The sequence below is a fragment of the Arthrobacter sp. M71 S08 genome, assembly GCF_059089725.1.
In genome coordinates, this window is record NZ_JBNHEY010000003.1 from 21,994 (window position 1) to 37,696 (window position 15,703).

Annotated in this window: 18 protein-coding genes; 11 read left to right on the forward strand and 7 right to left on the reverse strand. The window is 64.0% G+C overall.

Features of this window, described 5'->3' with window-relative positions; translation table 11 throughout:
* The first annotated feature begins 113 nt into the window (after nucleotides 1-113).
* Both AC5RTB_RS07480 and AC5RTB_RS07485 read left to right on the forward strand, forming a co-directional pair.
* The gene (locus AC5RTB_RS07480) at nucleotides 114-767 is read left to right on the forward strand and encodes a DUF305 domain-containing protein (protein WP_494060440.1); all 654 of its coding nucleotides are present in this window, start codon (nucleotides 114-116) and stop codon (nucleotides 765-767) included.
* A 58-nt stretch (nucleotides 768-825) separates the two neighbouring features.
* Entirely contained in the window at nucleotides 826-1,470 is a 645-nt protein-coding gene (locus tag AC5RTB_RS07485; RefSeq protein ID WP_494060441.1) for a thioredoxin-like domain-containing protein, read from the forward strand.
* Nucleotides 1,471-1,538: 68 nt separating this feature from the next.
* Here the strand turns inward: AC5RTB_RS07485 and AC5RTB_RS07490 are convergent, their stop codons facing one another.
* Nucleotides 1,539-3,083, reverse strand: coding sequence for an MFS transporter (locus tag AC5RTB_RS07490; protein WP_494060442.1), 1,545 nt, complete (start codon nucleotides 3,081-3,083; stop codon nucleotides 1,539-1,541).
* 64 nt (nucleotides 3,084-3,147) lie between these two features.
* On the opposite strand from AC5RTB_RS07490, the gene AC5RTB_RS07495 reads away from it, so the two are divergent.
* From AC5RTB_RS07495 to AC5RTB_RS07510, 4 genes are all read left to right on the forward strand, one after another.
* Nucleotides 3,148-3,705, forward strand: a complete 558-nt coding sequence (locus tag AC5RTB_RS07495) for a TetR/AcrR family transcriptional regulator (RefSeq protein ID WP_494060443.1) — start codon at nucleotides 3,148-3,150, stop codon at nucleotides 3,703-3,705.
* Between the two features lie 61 nt (nucleotides 3,706-3,766).
* Nucleotides 3,767-4,324 (forward strand): dihydrofolate reductase family protein, encoded by a 558-nt coding sequence (locus AC5RTB_RS07500; protein WP_494060444.1) that lies wholly within the window; start codon nucleotides 3,767-3,769, stop codon nucleotides 4,322-4,324.
* A gap of 33 nt (nucleotides 4,325-4,357) precedes the next feature.
* A complete protein-coding gene (locus tag AC5RTB_RS07505) occupies nucleotides 4,358-4,690 on the forward strand; it encodes an ArsR/SmtB family transcription factor (protein ID WP_494060445.1) in 333 nt (110 codons plus the stop codon).
* 26 nt (nucleotides 4,691-4,716) lie between these two features.
* Nucleotides 4,717-5,217: an SRPBCC family protein gene (locus AC5RTB_RS07510; RefSeq protein ID WP_494060446.1), complete on the forward strand. Its 501-nt coding sequence runs from the start codon at nucleotides 4,717-4,719 to the stop codon at nucleotides 5,215-5,217.
* A 56-nt stretch (nucleotides 5,218-5,273) separates the two neighbouring features.
* On the opposite strand, the gene AC5RTB_RS07515 is transcribed toward AC5RTB_RS07510, so the two are convergent.
* Genes AC5RTB_RS07515 through AC5RTB_RS07530 form a run of 4 tightly spaced genes read right to left on the reverse strand, consistent with a single transcriptional unit; the run spans nucleotide 5,274 to nucleotide 8,770 of the window.
* Nucleotides 5,274-5,666, reverse strand: coding sequence for a universal stress protein (locus tag AC5RTB_RS07515; RefSeq protein ID WP_494060447.1), 393 nt, complete (start codon nucleotides 5,664-5,666; stop codon nucleotides 5,274-5,276).
* Complete coding sequence (locus tag AC5RTB_RS07520) at nucleotides 5,663-7,222, reverse strand: tripartite tricarboxylate transporter permease (RefSeq protein ID WP_494060448.1); 1,560 nt, start codon at nucleotides 7,220-7,222, stop codon at nucleotides 5,663-5,665. The genes AC5RTB_RS07515 and AC5RTB_RS07520 overlap by 4 nt, the downstream gene beginning before the upstream one ends.
* Nucleotides 7,215-7,763, reverse strand: a complete 549-nt coding sequence (locus AC5RTB_RS07525; protein ID WP_494060449.1) for a tripartite tricarboxylate transporter TctB family protein — start codon at nucleotides 7,761-7,763, stop codon at nucleotides 7,215-7,217. Before AC5RTB_RS07525 ends, AC5RTB_RS07520 begins: the two co-directional genes overlap by 8 nt.
* 5 nt (nucleotides 7,764-7,768) lie before the next feature.
* Nucleotides 7,769-8,770 carry a Bug family tripartite tricarboxylate transporter substrate binding protein gene (locus AC5RTB_RS07530; protein ID WP_494060450.1) on the reverse strand — a complete coding sequence of 334 codons (1,002 nt, stop codon included), beginning with the start codon at nucleotides 8,768-8,770 and terminating at the stop codon, nucleotides 7,769-7,771.
* Between the two features lie 209 nt (nucleotides 8,771-8,979).
* Between AC5RTB_RS07530 and AC5RTB_RS07535 the strand changes: the two genes are divergently transcribed.
* The 5 genes from AC5RTB_RS07535 (at nucleotide 8,980) to AC5RTB_RS07555 (ending at nucleotide 13,115) form a co-directional block, all read left to right on the forward strand.
* A complete protein-coding gene (locus tag AC5RTB_RS07535; RefSeq protein WP_494060451.1) occupies nucleotides 8,980-10,611 on the forward strand; it encodes an ATP-binding protein in 1,632 nt (543 codons plus the stop codon).
* The gene (locus AC5RTB_RS07540) at nucleotides 10,608-11,330 is read left to right on the forward strand and encodes a response regulator (RefSeq protein WP_494060452.1); all 723 of its coding nucleotides are present in this window, start codon (nucleotides 10,608-10,610) and stop codon (nucleotides 11,328-11,330) included. The genes AC5RTB_RS07535 and AC5RTB_RS07540 overlap by 4 nt, the downstream gene beginning before the upstream one ends.
* Before the next feature lie 109 nt (nucleotides 11,331-11,439).
* On the forward strand, nucleotides 11,440-11,685 hold the full coding sequence (locus AC5RTB_RS07545) for a hypothetical protein (RefSeq protein ID WP_494060453.1): 246 nt from the start codon (nucleotides 11,440-11,442) through the stop codon (nucleotides 11,683-11,685).
* A 3-nt stretch (nucleotides 11,686-11,688) separates the two neighbouring features.
* Entirely contained in the window at nucleotides 11,689-12,594 is a 906-nt protein-coding gene (locus AC5RTB_RS07550) for an FHA domain-containing protein (protein ID WP_494060454.1), read from the forward strand.
* A gap of 2 nt (nucleotides 12,595-12,596) precedes the next feature.
* On the forward strand, nucleotides 12,597-13,115 hold the full coding sequence (locus AC5RTB_RS07555; protein ID WP_494060455.1) for a 2'-5' RNA ligase family protein: 519 nt from the start codon (nucleotides 12,597-12,599) through the stop codon (nucleotides 13,113-13,115).
* On the opposite strand, the gene AC5RTB_RS07560 is transcribed toward AC5RTB_RS07555, so the two are convergent.
* Together AC5RTB_RS07560 and purB are read right to left on the reverse strand one after the other, a co-directional pair.
* Nucleotides 13,107-14,027, reverse strand: a complete 921-nt coding sequence (locus tag AC5RTB_RS07560) for an AEC family transporter (RefSeq protein ID WP_494060456.1) — start codon at nucleotides 14,025-14,027, stop codon at nucleotides 13,107-13,109. The two genes, AC5RTB_RS07555 and AC5RTB_RS07560, sit on opposite strands and share 9 nt — an antisense overlap.
* Nucleotides 14,028-14,055: 28 nt before the next feature.
* A complete protein-coding gene (gene purB / locus AC5RTB_RS07565; RefSeq protein WP_494060457.1) occupies nucleotides 14,056-15,495 on the reverse strand; it encodes an adenylosuccinate lyase in 1,440 nt (479 codons plus the stop codon).
* Between the last annotated feature and the right edge of the window lie 208 nt (nucleotides 15,496-15,703).

Here is a 15,703-nt window from a genome sequence, read left to right on the forward strand (position 1 = left end):
ACCCCAATCTATACCCATAGGGGGTATGGGTCAACTACCCCCAGGGGGTATTCGAGTGGGAACGGTCGGTGCTGTGCCCTACGTTAGATAGCAAGACACGAAAGGCAACCTTCATGACCCTCAACCTTGAGGCGTGGCAGAAGCGCGTCCTCCTCCTTCTCGGCCTCGTCGCTGTAGCCGGCCTGTTTGCGCTCGCCTTCACCGCCGGGAGAGTGGCTGCCGCACCGCAGAATCCGGGCAACGACAGTGCGGACGCCGGATTCGCCCGCGACATGCAGATCCACCACGCCCAGGCTGTGGAGATGTCACGCATCGTCCGTGACCGCACCGACGATGTCGTCCTGCGCACCATCGCGTATGACATCGCCATGACACAGCAGCACCAGATAGGTCAGATGTACGCGTGGCTGAAGGAGTGGGGTCTTCCCCACAGCAGCGATGCAGACCGCATGGCATGGATGGCCGGCAGCGGCCATGCTCACACCGGAGAGGGCAGCCAGGGCGACGCCGGTACCGTCGCCGCTGACGGCCTGATGCCCGGCATGGCGACGCCCGAAGAGATGCGGGCACTGTCGGAAGCGTCCGGTGAGGACGCTGAACGACTCTATCTGGAGCTCATGATCGAACATCATGAGGCAGGAGCCGATATGGCACGGGCCGGTGCGGACCTCGCCCAGGAGCCGAGGGTCCGCGAGCTGGCGCAGAAGATGGCGGAGGGGCAGGTCATCGAAATCGTAGAGATGGAAAAGCTCCTGGCGCAGCTCTAGGACTTCTGCCCGGTACATTTAGACCCGAACCCTTGAAAATACAGAAGGAATCAGCGCGTTGAACAAGAAGCGAGCTCAGGAGAATCTGGACCGCCAGGCGCGGTTGGCTGCACTCCAGTCACAGCAGCGGGCCAGCGAACGGAAGCGGAACAGTTTGATTTTCGGCGGGATCGCGCTGGTGATTGTCGCCATCATTGTCGCGGTCACGATCGTCATTGTGCAGCAGGTTCAGGAGAACAACCGGATCGATGAGCTTGCCGGACAGGACATCGAGGGTGTTGAGACCATCGAAGTGACCTCGTTCGAGCATGTGCAGGGCACCGTCGAGTATGACCAGGCTCCTCCCGTCGGCGGTGACCACAGTCCGCTCTGGACAAACTGCGGTATCTACACTGAGCCGATTCCGAATGAAAACACAGTCCACTCTCTGGAGCACGGCGCCGTGTGGATCACGTACCAGCCGGACCTTCCCCAGTCGGAGATCGACGCGCTCACCGACCTGGTGGGCGATCGGGGCTACGTGCTCCTGAGCCCGTACGAGGGTCAGGAGTCGCCGGTCATGGCCAGTGCCTGGGGGCTGCAGCTCGGCGTCGATTCAGCTGAGGACGAGCGCCTTGCCGCCTTCCTTGCAAAGTATGTCCAGGGCGAGCAGACCCGCGAGCCGGGTGCATCCTGCAGCGGAGCGCTGGACCCCTCCGCCTAGCCCTGATTGAGCTGGCAGGACACGCCGCGTTTCCTCCGGGATTCGCGGCGTGTCCTGCTTAATGAACGCTATGCGGATGCCGGCTTGCGCAGGCTCCAGAAAGCCAGTGCCGAAGCGGCGACCATGAGCACCGCACCGATACCGGCAGTGATCACCACGCCGCTGTCGAACGCATGAAACGCTGATTCGAGCAGGAGGGACCCGGTTTCGGCAGGCAGCTCCGACGCAACGTTGATGGCGCCGCCCAGCGTTTCCGTCGCCGTCGTGCCCTGCCCTGCGCTCAGCCCCGCGGGAAGGACGAGGTGCTCCTGATAGGAGGCCAGCAGGATGCTGCCGAGGAGTGCGGTTCCGAAGACGGAACCGACTTCGTAGGCTGTCTCGGAAATCGCCGAAGCGGCACCGGCTTTGGCGGCCGGGACACTGGACAGGATGAGGTCGTTCGACACCGTCTCCGATGCCCCTACTCCCGCGCCGAGCAGAACGAAGGCCGCGAGCAATGCCGCGATTGATCCGCCCTGGCTGGTCAGGGCAACAAACGCGTAAGCCGCCGCCGAGAGCAGCAAAGCAGTCGGTACCACGCGGTGTGGGGGGATTCGCCGCACAAGCGGCACCACTGTCAGTCCGGCGATGATCGTCATGACCAGGCCCGGCACCAGCACAACGCCGGCCTCGAGCGGGCTGAGACCGAGTACCAGCTGCAGGTGCTGTGACACGAAATAGAGGAACCCGACCAGCGAGAAGATCGCGAGCAGGTTCACCAGCACCGCACCGGTGAACGGCCTGACCGTGAAGAGCCGCACGTCGAGCATGGGGTTCTCGCGCCTCAGCTGGCGCCGGACAAAGCCCGCGCCGGCAGCAACTCCAACGACGACGGCGGCCGCGACCACCGCCGCCGACCCCCCTTTGGCGAAGGTCTTGATGGCGAAAACGATGGGCAGCATTGTTCCCACGGACAGCACGATGCTGACGTAATCCACGCGGCCGGGATTCGGATCCGCCGACTCCGGGACAAGGAGTGGGGTGACGGCGAGCAGGACCAGCAGTACGGGGACCGCCAGCAGGAAGACCGAGCCCCACCAGAAATGCTCCAGGAGCGCCCCGCCCACCAGTGGACCCAGTGCCGCGCCGGCCGAAAAGCCCGCAGCCCACACAGCGACGGCAAGGCGGCGCTGGTGGCGGTCAAGGAAGATGTTCCGGATCAGCGACAGCGTGGAAGGCATCAGCATGGCTCCGAAAACGCCCAGGCCTACACGGGCTGCGACGAGGTGCTCCGCGGTCGGTGCGAAGGCGGCGACAACCGAGAACACGGCAAAGCCGGTGGCTCCGATCATCAGGAGCCGGCGTCGTCCGAAACGGTCTCCGAAGCTGCCCATCGCGACGAGCAGGCCGGCGAGGACCAGCGGATAGCTGTCGATGATCCACAGCAACGTAGTGCCGCTGGTATTGAAGGCCAGGGAGATTTCCGGCATGGCGAAACTCAGAACGGTATTGTCCACCGCCACCAGCAGGACCGGCAGCATGAGGGCCGCGAGTGCGGCCCACTCGCGGCGGCCGGCGCGCGGGGTGCTGGCAGCTGGGGAGTTCGCAGTCGAGACAGACGTGTACTGAGTCATGCAAACAAAGCTATACCGTCCAGCCGGTACAGTAAAGTCATAAAGCTTCAGTATGATGAACGTCATGGCCAGTGCCCGGGAGCGGATCCTCGACAGCTTCGAAAGCATTCTCATCAGCGACGGCGAGCGGAGCGCCACGATGGAGTCGGTTGCCGCGGCCGCCGACGTCTCCAAGGGCGGCCTGCTCTACCACTTTCCCTCCAAGGAGGCCCTGGTCGATGGGCTGGCTGAACGTCTCGAGGGACTGGTTGCCCGTGACCGGGAGGCTATGGCAGCGGATCCCGAGGGCCCGGCGCGTTACTACGTGCGCACCTCCATGTATGAGAACAGTCCGCTGGATCGGGCGCTTGTTGCCATGGCGCGGTTGGCGCAGCAGGGACACCCGAAGGCGCAGGCCACCTTCGTCCTCATTCAGGAGCAGTGGCTCGGCGCACTCGAGGCCGAGCTGGGAAGCCGGGCCGTGGCCCGTGCGGTCAAGCTCCTCGGGGACGGGCTGTACTACGACGCCGCGTTCTTCGCCGGTGCGGGGTCCGAGCAGCAGAGCGGCGAAGAGCTGAAGGATGTTCTCGCCATCGTGGACCTCATCGTCCGCGAGGGCGCGCAGGCGCACGGCGGGGCTTAGCCGCCTTCAAATAATCGGCACCCCTATCCACTTCCGTGTGCACCGGGTCTACGATGCTTCCATGACTGAGCGGCAGTGGTCGGGACACGTCTTCATCGGAATGAGCGTTGACGGCATGATCGCCAGGGCGGACGACGACCTGGACTGGTTGATGGGCTCCGCGGGTGAAGCGGAGGATCCCGAAGCGTCAGGCTTCATGGAGTTCATGGCTTCGGTGGATCACCTGGTGATGGGGAGAAGTACGTACGACATCGTCCAGGCGATGGGGGAGTGGTTCTACGGTGATACGCCGGTGTATGTGTTGAGCACTACGCTCCAGACAGATGATCCCCGCATCCGGATCGCGCGTTCACTGGACGAGGTCACATCAATGCTTGACGACGACGGCGCCCGCAACGTGTACGTCGACGGCGGCAGGACAGTGCGCACCTTCCTCGCGGCGGGACTGATCAAGACGCTGACTCTCACGCGGGTCCCCGTGCTTATTGGTGAAGGCAAGCCGCTGTTTGGAGCCCTACCATCTGACGTGCACCTGCGGCTCGACGACCATAAGGCGCTCGACGGCGGCGCGGTGCAGACCCGCTACACCGTCCTCCAGGAGCACCGACGAAACCCTTGACGCAGCCACCGCCGAGGGATAACCTACAACCAAATGGTTGTAGATCAGCTTTCAGAATCTGAAGTGGACCGGTTGTTCCACGCTCTCGCGGACAGTACCCGGCGCAGCATTGTTGTCCGCGCCATCAGCGAGGAGCATTCCGTTTCAGCCCTGGCTGCGCACTACGCCATGAGCTTCGCGGCGGTGCAGAAACATGTAGCGGTGCTGGAACAGGCAGCGCTCATCACCAAGGAGAAGCGCGGAAGGGAGCAGATCGTGCGCGCCAACCGGGAAACGGTCAGGAAGGCACGGCAGCTGCTGGACGAGTACGAGAAGATCTGGCGGCAACGCGTCGACCGGATCGCGGACATCCTCGCCGAGGGCTAGAAGTCAGGATCAGGAAGGGCAGCATCATGGCTGTAATCAGCACGGAAAAGGACCTCGAGGCGCTCAGCCTCACAGTCGTCGCGGAGTTCGACGCCGCCGTCGAACGCGTTTGGCAGATTTGGGAGGATCCGCGCCAGCTTGAGCGCTGGTGGGGTCCGCCCACCTGGCCGGCGACCTTCGAAAAGCATGAGTTCCGCGAAGGCGGCTCAGCCAGCTACTACATGACCGGGCCCAACGGCGAGAAGAGCCGGGGCTGGTGGAAGTTCACGGCTATCGATTCGCCCAGCCGCCTTGAATTCGACGACGGCTTCGCTGACGAGGAGGGTGCGCACGTGCAGGCGATGGGTGAGACCCACGCCGTCGTCACCCTGGAGGAAGTTGAAGCAGGCCGCACGCGCATGACGGTGGCATCCCGCTTCGAGAGCGTCGACCAACTCCAGCAGATGCTCGACATGGGCATGGAGGAAGGACTGCAGCAGGCGATGGGCCAGATCGACGGGATCCTCGCCGAGCGGGCCAGCGTCTGACCAAAAGAGAATGACCTCGGTGGGTTGAACCCACCGAGGCCATCACATGACAGCCGTCAGGCCTTTACCGCCAGCACGTTGCACGTGGCGCCCAGCAGGATCGACTGGGCAGTCGAGCCCATAATGAGCTTGCCCACCGGCGTACGGCGGCGCAGTCCGATGACGATGAGCTCGGCAGCGTTGCGTTCAGCGGCTTCGAGCACGTCCTCGGCAGCGGTGTCCTTGGACGTTCCGTGGTGGACGGTGAAGTCCACACCGGTTGCCTGCAGCGTGCGCTGGAGGCGGGACATGTCGTCGTCGTCGGCGAAGGCGGGGTCCACCAGGCGGTCCGCACGGGTGGTGTTGACCACCACCAGCTTCGCTTTGCGCTGCTTCGCCTCCTCGACAGCGGCCTTCGCCGCGGCATCACCCAGCGCGTTCGGCACGTAGCCGAGTACAACGGCACTCATTTTCCGCCTTCTTTCTGGTCGACTGCTGCGATCGGGGTTTCTTCGAGCACCTCGGACTCCATGGCCTGCTGCCTCTTCTTCAGCCAGAAGGAGAGGACGAAGATGACAATGAGCACCACGTAGATGGTCGCTGCGATCGGCGTGCTCACGAGGGCGATTGGATCGCCCTGCGAAATCGCCAGGGAGCGCCGCAGCTGGTCCTCAAAGATCGGTCCGAGGATCAGACCGACCACCATTGGTGCGATCGGATAGCCGTAGCGGCGCATGAAGAACCCGATCACGCCAACCACCAGCAGGACGAAGACGTCCACGGGGGTGAAGTTCACCGAGAAAGCGCCCATGGCAGCGAAGACCAGAATGCCAGAGTAGAGATAGGGCCGGGGGATCTGCAGGATCTTCACCCAGATGCCCACGAGCGGCAGGTTGAGGACGAGCAGCATCAGGTTGCCGACGTAGAGGCTCGCGATCAGCGCCCACACCAGTGCACCCTCAACTTCAAACAGCAGGGGTCCGGGCTGGATGTTGTAGCGCTGGAACGCAACGAGCATCATGGCCGCGGTGGCCGTCGTCGGAATACCAAGGGTCAACAGCGGAACGAGCACACCGGCCGCTGCCGCATTGTTGGCCGATTCCGGACCTGCGACTCCCTCGATTGCTCCCTTGCCGAACTGCTTTTTGTGCTCGCCCTTCGCGAGCTTCCGCTCCGAAGCGTAGGAAAGGAAGGTCGCGACGTCGGCGCCGCCGGCAGGGATGGTTCCCACGGGGAAGCCGATGAAGGTTCCACGGAGCCAGGGCTTCCAGGACCGCTTCCAGTCTTCCTTGCGCATCCAGCTTGTCCAGCGTCCTGCTACGGGAATCACCTTCACGGGTCCGTGGCGGAGCCGTGAAGCTACGTAAAGTGCCTCACCCACCGCGAAGAGCGCCACTGCAACAAGCACGACGTCGATGCCGTCCGCCAGGAACGGATTGCCGAAGGTGTAGCGCTGCTGGGCGGTCAGCGCATCGACGCCGATCAGCGCGATGAACAGGCCCAGCGCCAGCGATGCGAGACCCCGCAGCACGGAAGCTCCAAGCAGGGCGCCGACGGTCAGGAACGCAACGATCATCAGCGCGACGTACTCGGTGGGGCCGATCTGTACGGCGAATTCCGCGACGTAGGGTGCGACGAAGCTCAGCAGCACGGTAGCGACGGTTCCGGCTATGAAGGAGCCGATCGCCGCCGTCGCCAGCGCTGCAGCACCCCGGCCCGCCTTGGCCATCTTGTTGCCCTCTAGGGCCGTCACAATGGAGGCGGATTCGCCTGGCGTATTCAGGAGGATCGAGGTAGTTGACCCGCCGTACATGCCGCCGTAGTAGATGCCCGCGAAGACGATGATCGCCGCCGTGGGTTCGAGGCTGTAGGTGATCGGCATGAGCAGCGCCACTGTCATGGCGGGGCCGATGCCGGGCAGGACACCTACCGCAGTACCTACCAGTACGCCTCCCAGCGCGTACAGCAGGTAGATGGGCTGCATCGCAACGCTGAAGCCTTCGAGCAGTGCAAAGAAGTTATCCATTGAAGATTGCCACCCCTTCCAGGAGGAACCCAGGCGGCAGGGAGACTCCGAGGAGGCCTGCGAACACAAACTGGAGGATCAGGGCGAGTACGACGGCGATGATCGCGTTGCGCCACCACGGTTTCGCACCGAGGGACCACGCGGCACCGAAGAACAGGACGGCAGCCGCTACCGGCCAACCGAGGGGGACGATGAGTGCAATGTGGATGGCGAGGAACCCCACGAGTTTGCCGACGGTCAGCCAGTCGGTCTTCACGTTGGGGTCAATGTCCTCGCCTTCCTCGGCGGCTCCGGTGTGCCCGCGCAGCAGCTGAATGATCAGCCCGATGCCGATGGCCACCATGATTCCGGAGACGATGAAGGGGAAGACGCGGGGACCGACAACGCCGGCTGAGGGAGGAATCGGGATTCCTGCCCCGGCGACGAATCCAACAATGCCGACGCAAACAATGAGTCCTGCGAAGACCAGTTCTCCGAGGGGCCGAGCGGGCGCGGTAGCAGTACCGCGCCCACTCGACGCTCCGTTGATTGAAGAGCTCATCGTCGTTACAGCAAACCGATCTCGGTCAGAGTGGTTTTGACGGTGGCGATGTCTTCCTCAAGGAAGGCCTCGAACTCCTCGCCGGCAAGGAACGCGTCGGACCAGGCATTGGTCTCAAGCGTGGTCTGCCACTCTTCGGTCTCCGACATCTTGGTCACGAGCTCCGTCAGCTCTTCCGCCTTGGCCTCGTCGATGCTGCCCGGTGCGACGACGCCGCGCCAGTTGGTCAGCACCAGGTCGACGCCTTCGTCAGTCAGGGTGGGAACGTCCGGCAGCAGGGCTGCGGGCTCGTCACCGGAGACTGCCAGTGCGCGCACCTTTCCGGCCTTTACCTGTTCTGCGTACTCGCCGACACCGGAGATTCCGGCAGACACCTTGTTGCCGAGCAGTGCTGCGAGGGACTCGCCGCCGCCGGAGTAGGGGATGTAGTTGAGGTTTTCCGGGCTGATGCCGGCTTCCTTGAGCATCTGGCCCGCGAGGATGTGGTCTGCACCTCCGGCTGATCCACCGGTGATGGAAACGCCCTGCCCGTCCTTCTCGATGGCGGACAGCAGATCATCGATGGTCTGGAACGGCGAGTCGGCGGGTACGACGACGACCAGCGGCTCCTCCGTCAGCCGTGCGATCGGCGTGGTGTCTTCGATGCGGGTCTGGGCGGCGTTGGTCTCGACAGCGCCTACCATCACGTAGCCCATGACCATCAGCGTGTTCGGATCCTTCTCGGTGGCCAGCTGGGCAAGGCCGTTGGTGCCGCCGGCGCCGCCGACGTTGACGACAGACGCGTTGCCTACGAGGTCCGTCTCCTGCAGGTCTTTCTGCATGGCGCGGCCGGTCTGGTCCCATCCGCCGCCTGGGTCGGCGGGGACGATGATGTTGAGCCGGTCAATCCCGGCTTCTGCTTCTGCGCCGCCGCCGGACGTGGTGCCGCAGGCCGACAGGGCAAGGACAGATGCGACGCCGATGGCGCCGACAGCCGACAAGCGCTTCGTTGTGCTCTCGAGCTTCATTGGGTTTCCTTCCATGAGTGTGATGCGCCTCACCACACGTTCTGGTCCAGCGTAGGAAGGGAAAATCAGCGTGGGAACCATACGGTCACAACGTGCGTAGTGGTCATTTTGGTCATCGTCACTCCCGCAGTTACGACCATGGCTACAGGTCCATTCCCACCCGTGGTTCCGAGGCGGGCTCATACACCCGATCATGCGAGAATGGAAGGATGATCCGCACGATGTCGCTTAGATCACAACTGTTTTTTCTGCAGTTGTTGATCGTACTGATCATCGTGCTGGTTGCCGGAACGGTTGCCGTTCGCATGCAGGAGCAGCAGATCCGTGACGCCTACCAGGGCCGCATGGTCGGGGTGGCGCAGTCGATGGCGCAGCTGCCGTCAGTGGTGGACGCGTTCGACGACGAGGATCCCAGCTCGGTGATCCAGCCGATCGCTGAACTTACTAGGCAGGCCACCGGGGTCACCTATGTGGTGGTGACTGACGACGCTGGAATACGGTATTCACACCCGAACCCGGACATGATCGGTCAGATGGTTTCCACTGATCCGTCCGTACCGCTCTCCGGCGAAACCTACATCGGCACGCAGACCGGAACGCTGGGCGAATCATGGCGGGTGAAAGTCCCCATCCGGAGTGAGGACGGCACGGTCATCGGGACCGCTTCGGTGGGCACTCTCGAGTCGACCCTCGCCGCTGACCTGCAGGAAGACATGCCGGTGCTCCTGGCCTGGCTCATCTTCGCTGCGTTGGCCGGAACCGCGGGCTCCATCTGGATCTCCAGGCTTATCTGGCGCCGTATTTACCGGCTGGAACCGGAAGAGATCGCCGCGCTGCTTGAAACCCGCGACGCGATGCTCCATGGCATCGGTGAAGGGGTCGTGGCGGTTGACGAACGTGGGCGGTTGGCCGTGCTCAATGATGAGGCCAGGCGGCTGCTCGACCTTGGTGATGAAGCGATCGGAAGGTCGGCAAGTTCGGTTCTGGAACCGGCGCTCTGGAGCATGTTCGAATCAGCCGGTGACGCCGATGAAACCGTTCTTGTGGGGGAACGGGTGCTGCTCGCGCGCTCGAGTGACGCCATCGTCGATGGCCGGCGGGTGGGCAGGGTCCTGATCCTGCGTGACCGCACCGAACTGCACCAGTTGCTGCTGGATCTCGACGGAGCGCGGGACGTTACCCAGGCGCTGCGAAGCCAGGCGCACGAGTTCGCAAACAAGATGCATGTCATTTCTGGCCTGCTTGAACTGGGCCACACGGACAAGGCAGTCGACTTTATCTCGCGGTCCGGGCACGGCGGCTCGGTGGTTTCGGGAGATGTTTCGCCCGGCGTCAGCGATCCGGACACTGCCAGTCTGCTGATGGCCAAGACCACGATCTGCGCGGAGAAGGGCATCATGCTGATCGTCGACGAGACGTCGACCTTCGAGGCCGATGGCACCACTGACCCGGTCACCGTGTTGGGGAACCTCGTCGACAATGCGGTGGACGCCGTCGGCTCCAACGGAACCATCCACGTTCAACTGACCTCCGACGCCGGGGGCTGCTCCATCGCGGTGTCCGACGACGGCCCGGGCATTCCCGAAGAGCTGCGCTCTGACGTGTTCGCCTCCGGTTTCTCGACGAAGGACGCGGTTGGCTCCGGCTCGCGCGGATTCGGGCTCGCGCTAGTGCACCGGGTGGCCGAACGCCGCTCCGGCTCAGTCACGGTCTCGGAGTCGGTGCTGGGTGGTGCGCATATCGAGGTGAGGCTCGGCCCCGCGCCCAAGCTGTTGGCCCACGCCGACCCGCAGGCAGCAGAGCAGCACCCCGCTCGTACTACCGGGATGCTGACTTCATGAACCTCATCCGAACGCTGGTCGTCGACGACGATCAGGAAATCGCCGGTGTGCATTCAGGGTTCCTGCTTGCGCACGGAGGCTTCGACGTCGTCGGCGTTGCCAACTCGGGCGGTGAGGCGCTCGAGAAGGTGCGCGAACTGAAGCCCGAGCTGATGCTGCTGGACATCCATTTGCCGGACATGTCAGGCATCGAGGTGCTTCGGGCGGCGCGGAACCTGCCCGGTGACCCGGTGGACATTATCGCCATCACCGCGGCACGGGAGCTGGAAACGGTCCGCGCCGCGATGGCCGGCGGTGTGCTCCACTACCTCGTCAAGCCTTTCAACTCGAAGGTGCTGATGCAGCGGCTCGATGACTATGTGCGGCACCGGGCGAGCATCATGGAACACAGCTCCGTTTCAGCCGGACCGCTGGATCAGGAACGCATCGACAGGCTGCTCGCCGCCACGCCGACGAAGGCCGCGCCCACGGTATCCCCGGTGCTCACAGTCTCCCTCCCCAAAGGTCTGTCCCAGCCCACGCTCGAGGCAGTGATCGGCGCGCTCCGCTCGTCCGGTTCAGGATTCTCGGCCTCCGAGGTTGCGGCGCAGTTGGGCCTTGCCCGGGTGAGCGCACGAAGGTACCTGGAATACCTCGTCACGAAGGGCAATGCCCGCATCGTGCCGAAGTACGGAGCGGCGGGCAGGCCGGAGAAATTCTACGTATGGACCCGAAACTAGTCCGCAGCAACGGGTTCACAGCGGCCGGGGAAGCCGTTAGGCTCAGGTTTGTCAGGTCAGGCGGGTAGAGGGCGCCGGACAGAGCCGAATAAACGCAAGGAAATTCGCCATGTCTGAAAACACCTCTGTTGAAAACAACCGCAGCATCCGTGACTGGGCCGACCTCGCCGAGGAAATGTGGTCCTACCTCACCGGCAAGGGTGCAGCGGTCAATTACAGCTTCATCGACATGACCATCGAGGTCCCGCGGGACATCGGACCGGATGCGCCCCGCGCAACCTGGAAGCTGAACGGAACCGTCCGGGTCACCACCAGCGATAACGACGCCGCAGGCTCCGACAAGCACCGGAGCTAACCAGTGTCACAGCGGGTACGCCTCGATATAGATCTCGCCTTCTCGCTCTCGGACACCGACGACGACGGCGGCGCCGCCGAGGAGAAACACGGCACCGTTAGTGCAGCCGGCTCTGAGGTGACCATTTACTGTGAGGATCCGTCGATAGCAGGTTTCGGCGGCCTACCGTCACTGAACAGTGTGCGCGAGTTGGCAGCAAGCCTCGCCGACGAAGGTCTCACCGTCACGATCGCCGGCCCCGCGGGGACACTGGTCAGCATCGGCAAGGTCGAGACGTCGATGGCCCAGCGTCTGATGACGCGATCGCCCCACATCCGCGCCGGGTCGCTGGCGGCGTTGGCGCCCCTGATCCGTGGAGGAAGCCGGAAGATCAACACTCCGCTGCTGCCGCCGTCGACCCCGTTCCCTCTGGTACCCACCGTGAACCGGCGCATCCGGCGGCAGGTGACCACTACCCATCACACGCCGGGCAGCGGGCGTCCACGGCTCATCTTCGTGCAGGATTCCGACACCTGGAACGGGCAGGTTCCGCGTGAGGTGAACCTGGCTCAGGAGAAGGTCGTCATCGGCAGCTCGCCTGACGCGGACCTGGTGCTTGAAGGATTGCTGCCGGTGCACGCCACAGTGGAGCACAACGCTGATGACGAGTACGTACTTGTGCCGCACGGTCCCGTCCGTGGCAGCGTCCAGCCCGACACCCCCTCAATCCTGAGGACAGGTGCACGCGTACAGCTCGGTGATTGGTGCCTGGCCTACTTCCGTGAGGAGTATGCCGATCATGGGCGTCCCTTCGGCGGACGCAGCGGAGGGGAACTGGCCTACCAGCGGCCGCAGTATGACCCGCGGACAGGCGCGGTGGAGGAGGACGGCTCCGTCGGTATAGGTGACTACCGGCAAAACCCACGCTGACCATGGACAGCGTGGAGCTCCTCCTCGACCTGCGCGGGGAGGAGCTTCTGCACCGGGACTGGGACGCCCTCAAGCAGGCAGGCCTCCCGTCCCAGGCCAGGCACACCGCCGCATCCAACCGCCCGCACATCACGCTGCTGGCTGCACACCGCATCCCCGCCGAGCACGACGGCGCGCTGGCGGCGCTCGCCGAGGTACTGCCGCTTCCCATCCACATTGCCGGCCTCGTCATCTTCCGCACCGGTCGTGGGCAGGTACTTGCACATCTCGGCGTCGTCAGCGGGGCACTTCTTGAGCTTCATCGGATGGTGCACGGGGTTCTGCGGGATGTTCCCCAGGTCGCCGGGAACTGTGTCCCGGACCGCTGGGTACCGCACATCACGCTCGCGCGGGGGATGAATCCGGCGCAGGTCGCCCGGGCGACCGACCTCCTGCCTGGTGACCACGGACTGCTCCCGCTCACCGCACTGCGGCGCTGGGACAGCCACGAAAAAACGACGACGCTGCTGGGATCAGGCTAGGAGAGCGGTCACGAGGATGAGCGACGGCACGGCAAGCGCCGAAGTGAGCACGACGACATCGCGCGCGATCGGAATGCCCCGGTTGTAGCGGCTGGCGAAAAGGAACGTGTTCTGCGCTGTGGGCAGCGCCGCCATCACAACTGCTCCGAAGAGCAGCTCAGACTCGAGCCCGAATGCGAACCGGGCCAGCACATAGGCGATCACCGGCATGAACGCCGTCTTGATGAGGGTCGCAACGATGACTTCCGTGCGCACTTCCCGCGCGCCGAGTGGGCGGGTGCCGCGCAGGGACATCCCGAAAGCCAGCAGGACCAGCGGCACCGCTGCGCCGCCGAGCAGGACCAGGGGCTCGTAGACCGGTTCCGGGATGTCCACCCCGGTGAGCGCGACCAGCACGCCAAGGACCGATGCGATGATCATCGGGTTCCGTATGGGTTGGGAGGCGATTCGGCTGAAGGATGCCTTTCCTCCTGAGGCGATGTCCAGGAAGGCCAGGTAGAAGGGGACAAGAATGAGAAGCTGCACCAGAAGAACCGGTGCCACGGGTGTGGCGTCACCCAGCGCGTAGACGGCAATGGGGATACCGATGTTGTTCGCGTTGACGAACGAACCGCTCATCGCGCCGACAGCCGTCTCTGCTGCCCGCCGCCTGAACCAGATTCGGCTCAGCAGAACGTAAAGCAGGGCAGACGAGACCGAGGTGAGGAGCGCCACCGGCGCGTAGGCGGAGAACACCTCCTCCAGGTCCGCCGTCGCAAGGATGGTGAACAGCAGTGCCGGGTTGGTGATGAAGAAAGCCGTCCGGCTGAGCACCGGGCCTGCGTCACGACCCGCAAGCTCGAACCTGCCTGCGAGGTAACCAACAAAGATGACGGCGCCCACGATGGCAAAGCCAATCAACACGCCCGCCATCGCAGGACCTTCCTGGTTGTGGGCTGGGTCAGCGCAGGTGGTCTACGAGCGTGTCGGCGATGCCTGTGTAGGTTTCCGGGGTGAGTGCAAGCAGCCGTTCCTCGGCCTCGGGAGAAAGGCCGAGTTCAAGAACAAAATCACGCATCCGCTCAGCATCGACACGATGCCCGCGGGTGAGATCCTTCAACCGTTCGTAGGGATCTTCCATTCCCGGCGTGCCGGCAATCGCTTCGGCTCGCATGACCATCTGAATGGCCTCACCGAGAACCTCCCAGTTGGTGTCGAGGTCCTCGGCCAGGACGGATTCGGCGACGTCCAGCCGCTCAAGGCCCTTGGATACGTTGGAGATGGCCAGCAGCGAGTGTCCGAAGGCTACGCCGATGTTGCGCTGCGAGGAGGAATCGGTCAGGTCACGCTGCCACCGCGAGGTGACGAGGGTCGACGCCAGGACATCCAGCAGGGAGCAGGAGATTTCGAGGTTGGCTTCAGCGTTCTCGAAGCGGATGGGGTTCACCTTGTGCGGCATGGTCGAGGAGCCCGTGGCTCCCGCCACCGGAACCTGTGCAAAGTAGCCGATCGAGATGTAACTCCACACATCCGTGCAGAAGTTGTGCAGGATGCGGTTGAAGCGGGCAACGTCGGCGTAGAGTTCCGCCTGCCAGTCGTGGGATTCGATCTGGGTGGTCAACGGGTTCCAGGAAAGCCCCAGGCCCTCGACGAAGTCGCGTGCAACGCTCTGCCAGTCCGCTTGGGGTACGGAGGCGACGTGTGCGGCGAAGGTTCCCGTTGCGCCGTTGATCTTGCCGAGGTACTCGGTGCGGCGGATGCGCTGAAGCTGCCGTTCGAGGCGGTGCGCTACGACGGCGAGCTCCTTGCCCAGCGTGGTGGGGGTGGCGGGCTGCCCGTGTGTCCGGGAGAGCATGGGTACGGACCGCGATTCCTCGGCCATCGCCTTCACCTGGTCCACGAGGGATGACGCGGCGGGAAGCCAGATGTGCTCCACAGCGCCCTTCACTCCGAGGGCGTAGGAGAGGTTGTTGATGTCCTCGGAGGTGCAGCCAAAGTGAACGAGCGGCTTGAGGCGGCTGATGCCGATGCCTTCGAGCCGGCTGCCGATGAAGTACTCGACTGCCTTGACGTCGTGGACAGTGACCCGCTCGATCTCTGCAAGCTCGCTGACGGCGCTGCCGTCGAAGGTGGTGACAATCTCGCGCAGTGCTGCTTCCTGTTCGCTGGTGAGCGCATCTGCTCCGGGGAGGACGCTATTGCGCGTCAGGTGGATGAGCCACTCCACTTCCACATGCACGCGGTCCCGGTTCAGCGCCGCTTCGGAGAGGTAGTCGACCAGCGGGGCAACTGCTGGACGGTACCTTCCGTCGAGGGGTCCCAGCGCGATGGGGACCTGGCTATCACCCTGGTGGATTGATACGGACGCAAGGTTGACCCGGGAGGAAGGAGTATGCGGCATGCCTCCAATCATTCCATGATCGGCGGCATACGCCCCATGCGTGACACTTCCTCCACTCGCGCGGGATCGGTGCGGGATATCAACATAGGCGCACGTACCCGTTACCGGCCCTGGCCTGCCGCTTACCGTTTTGGGAGGCACAACCGCTGATTGGGGAGGGACCGCGCATGTATCCCAGTACGAGGCCGGCGCTACCGTGCGAGCCGGA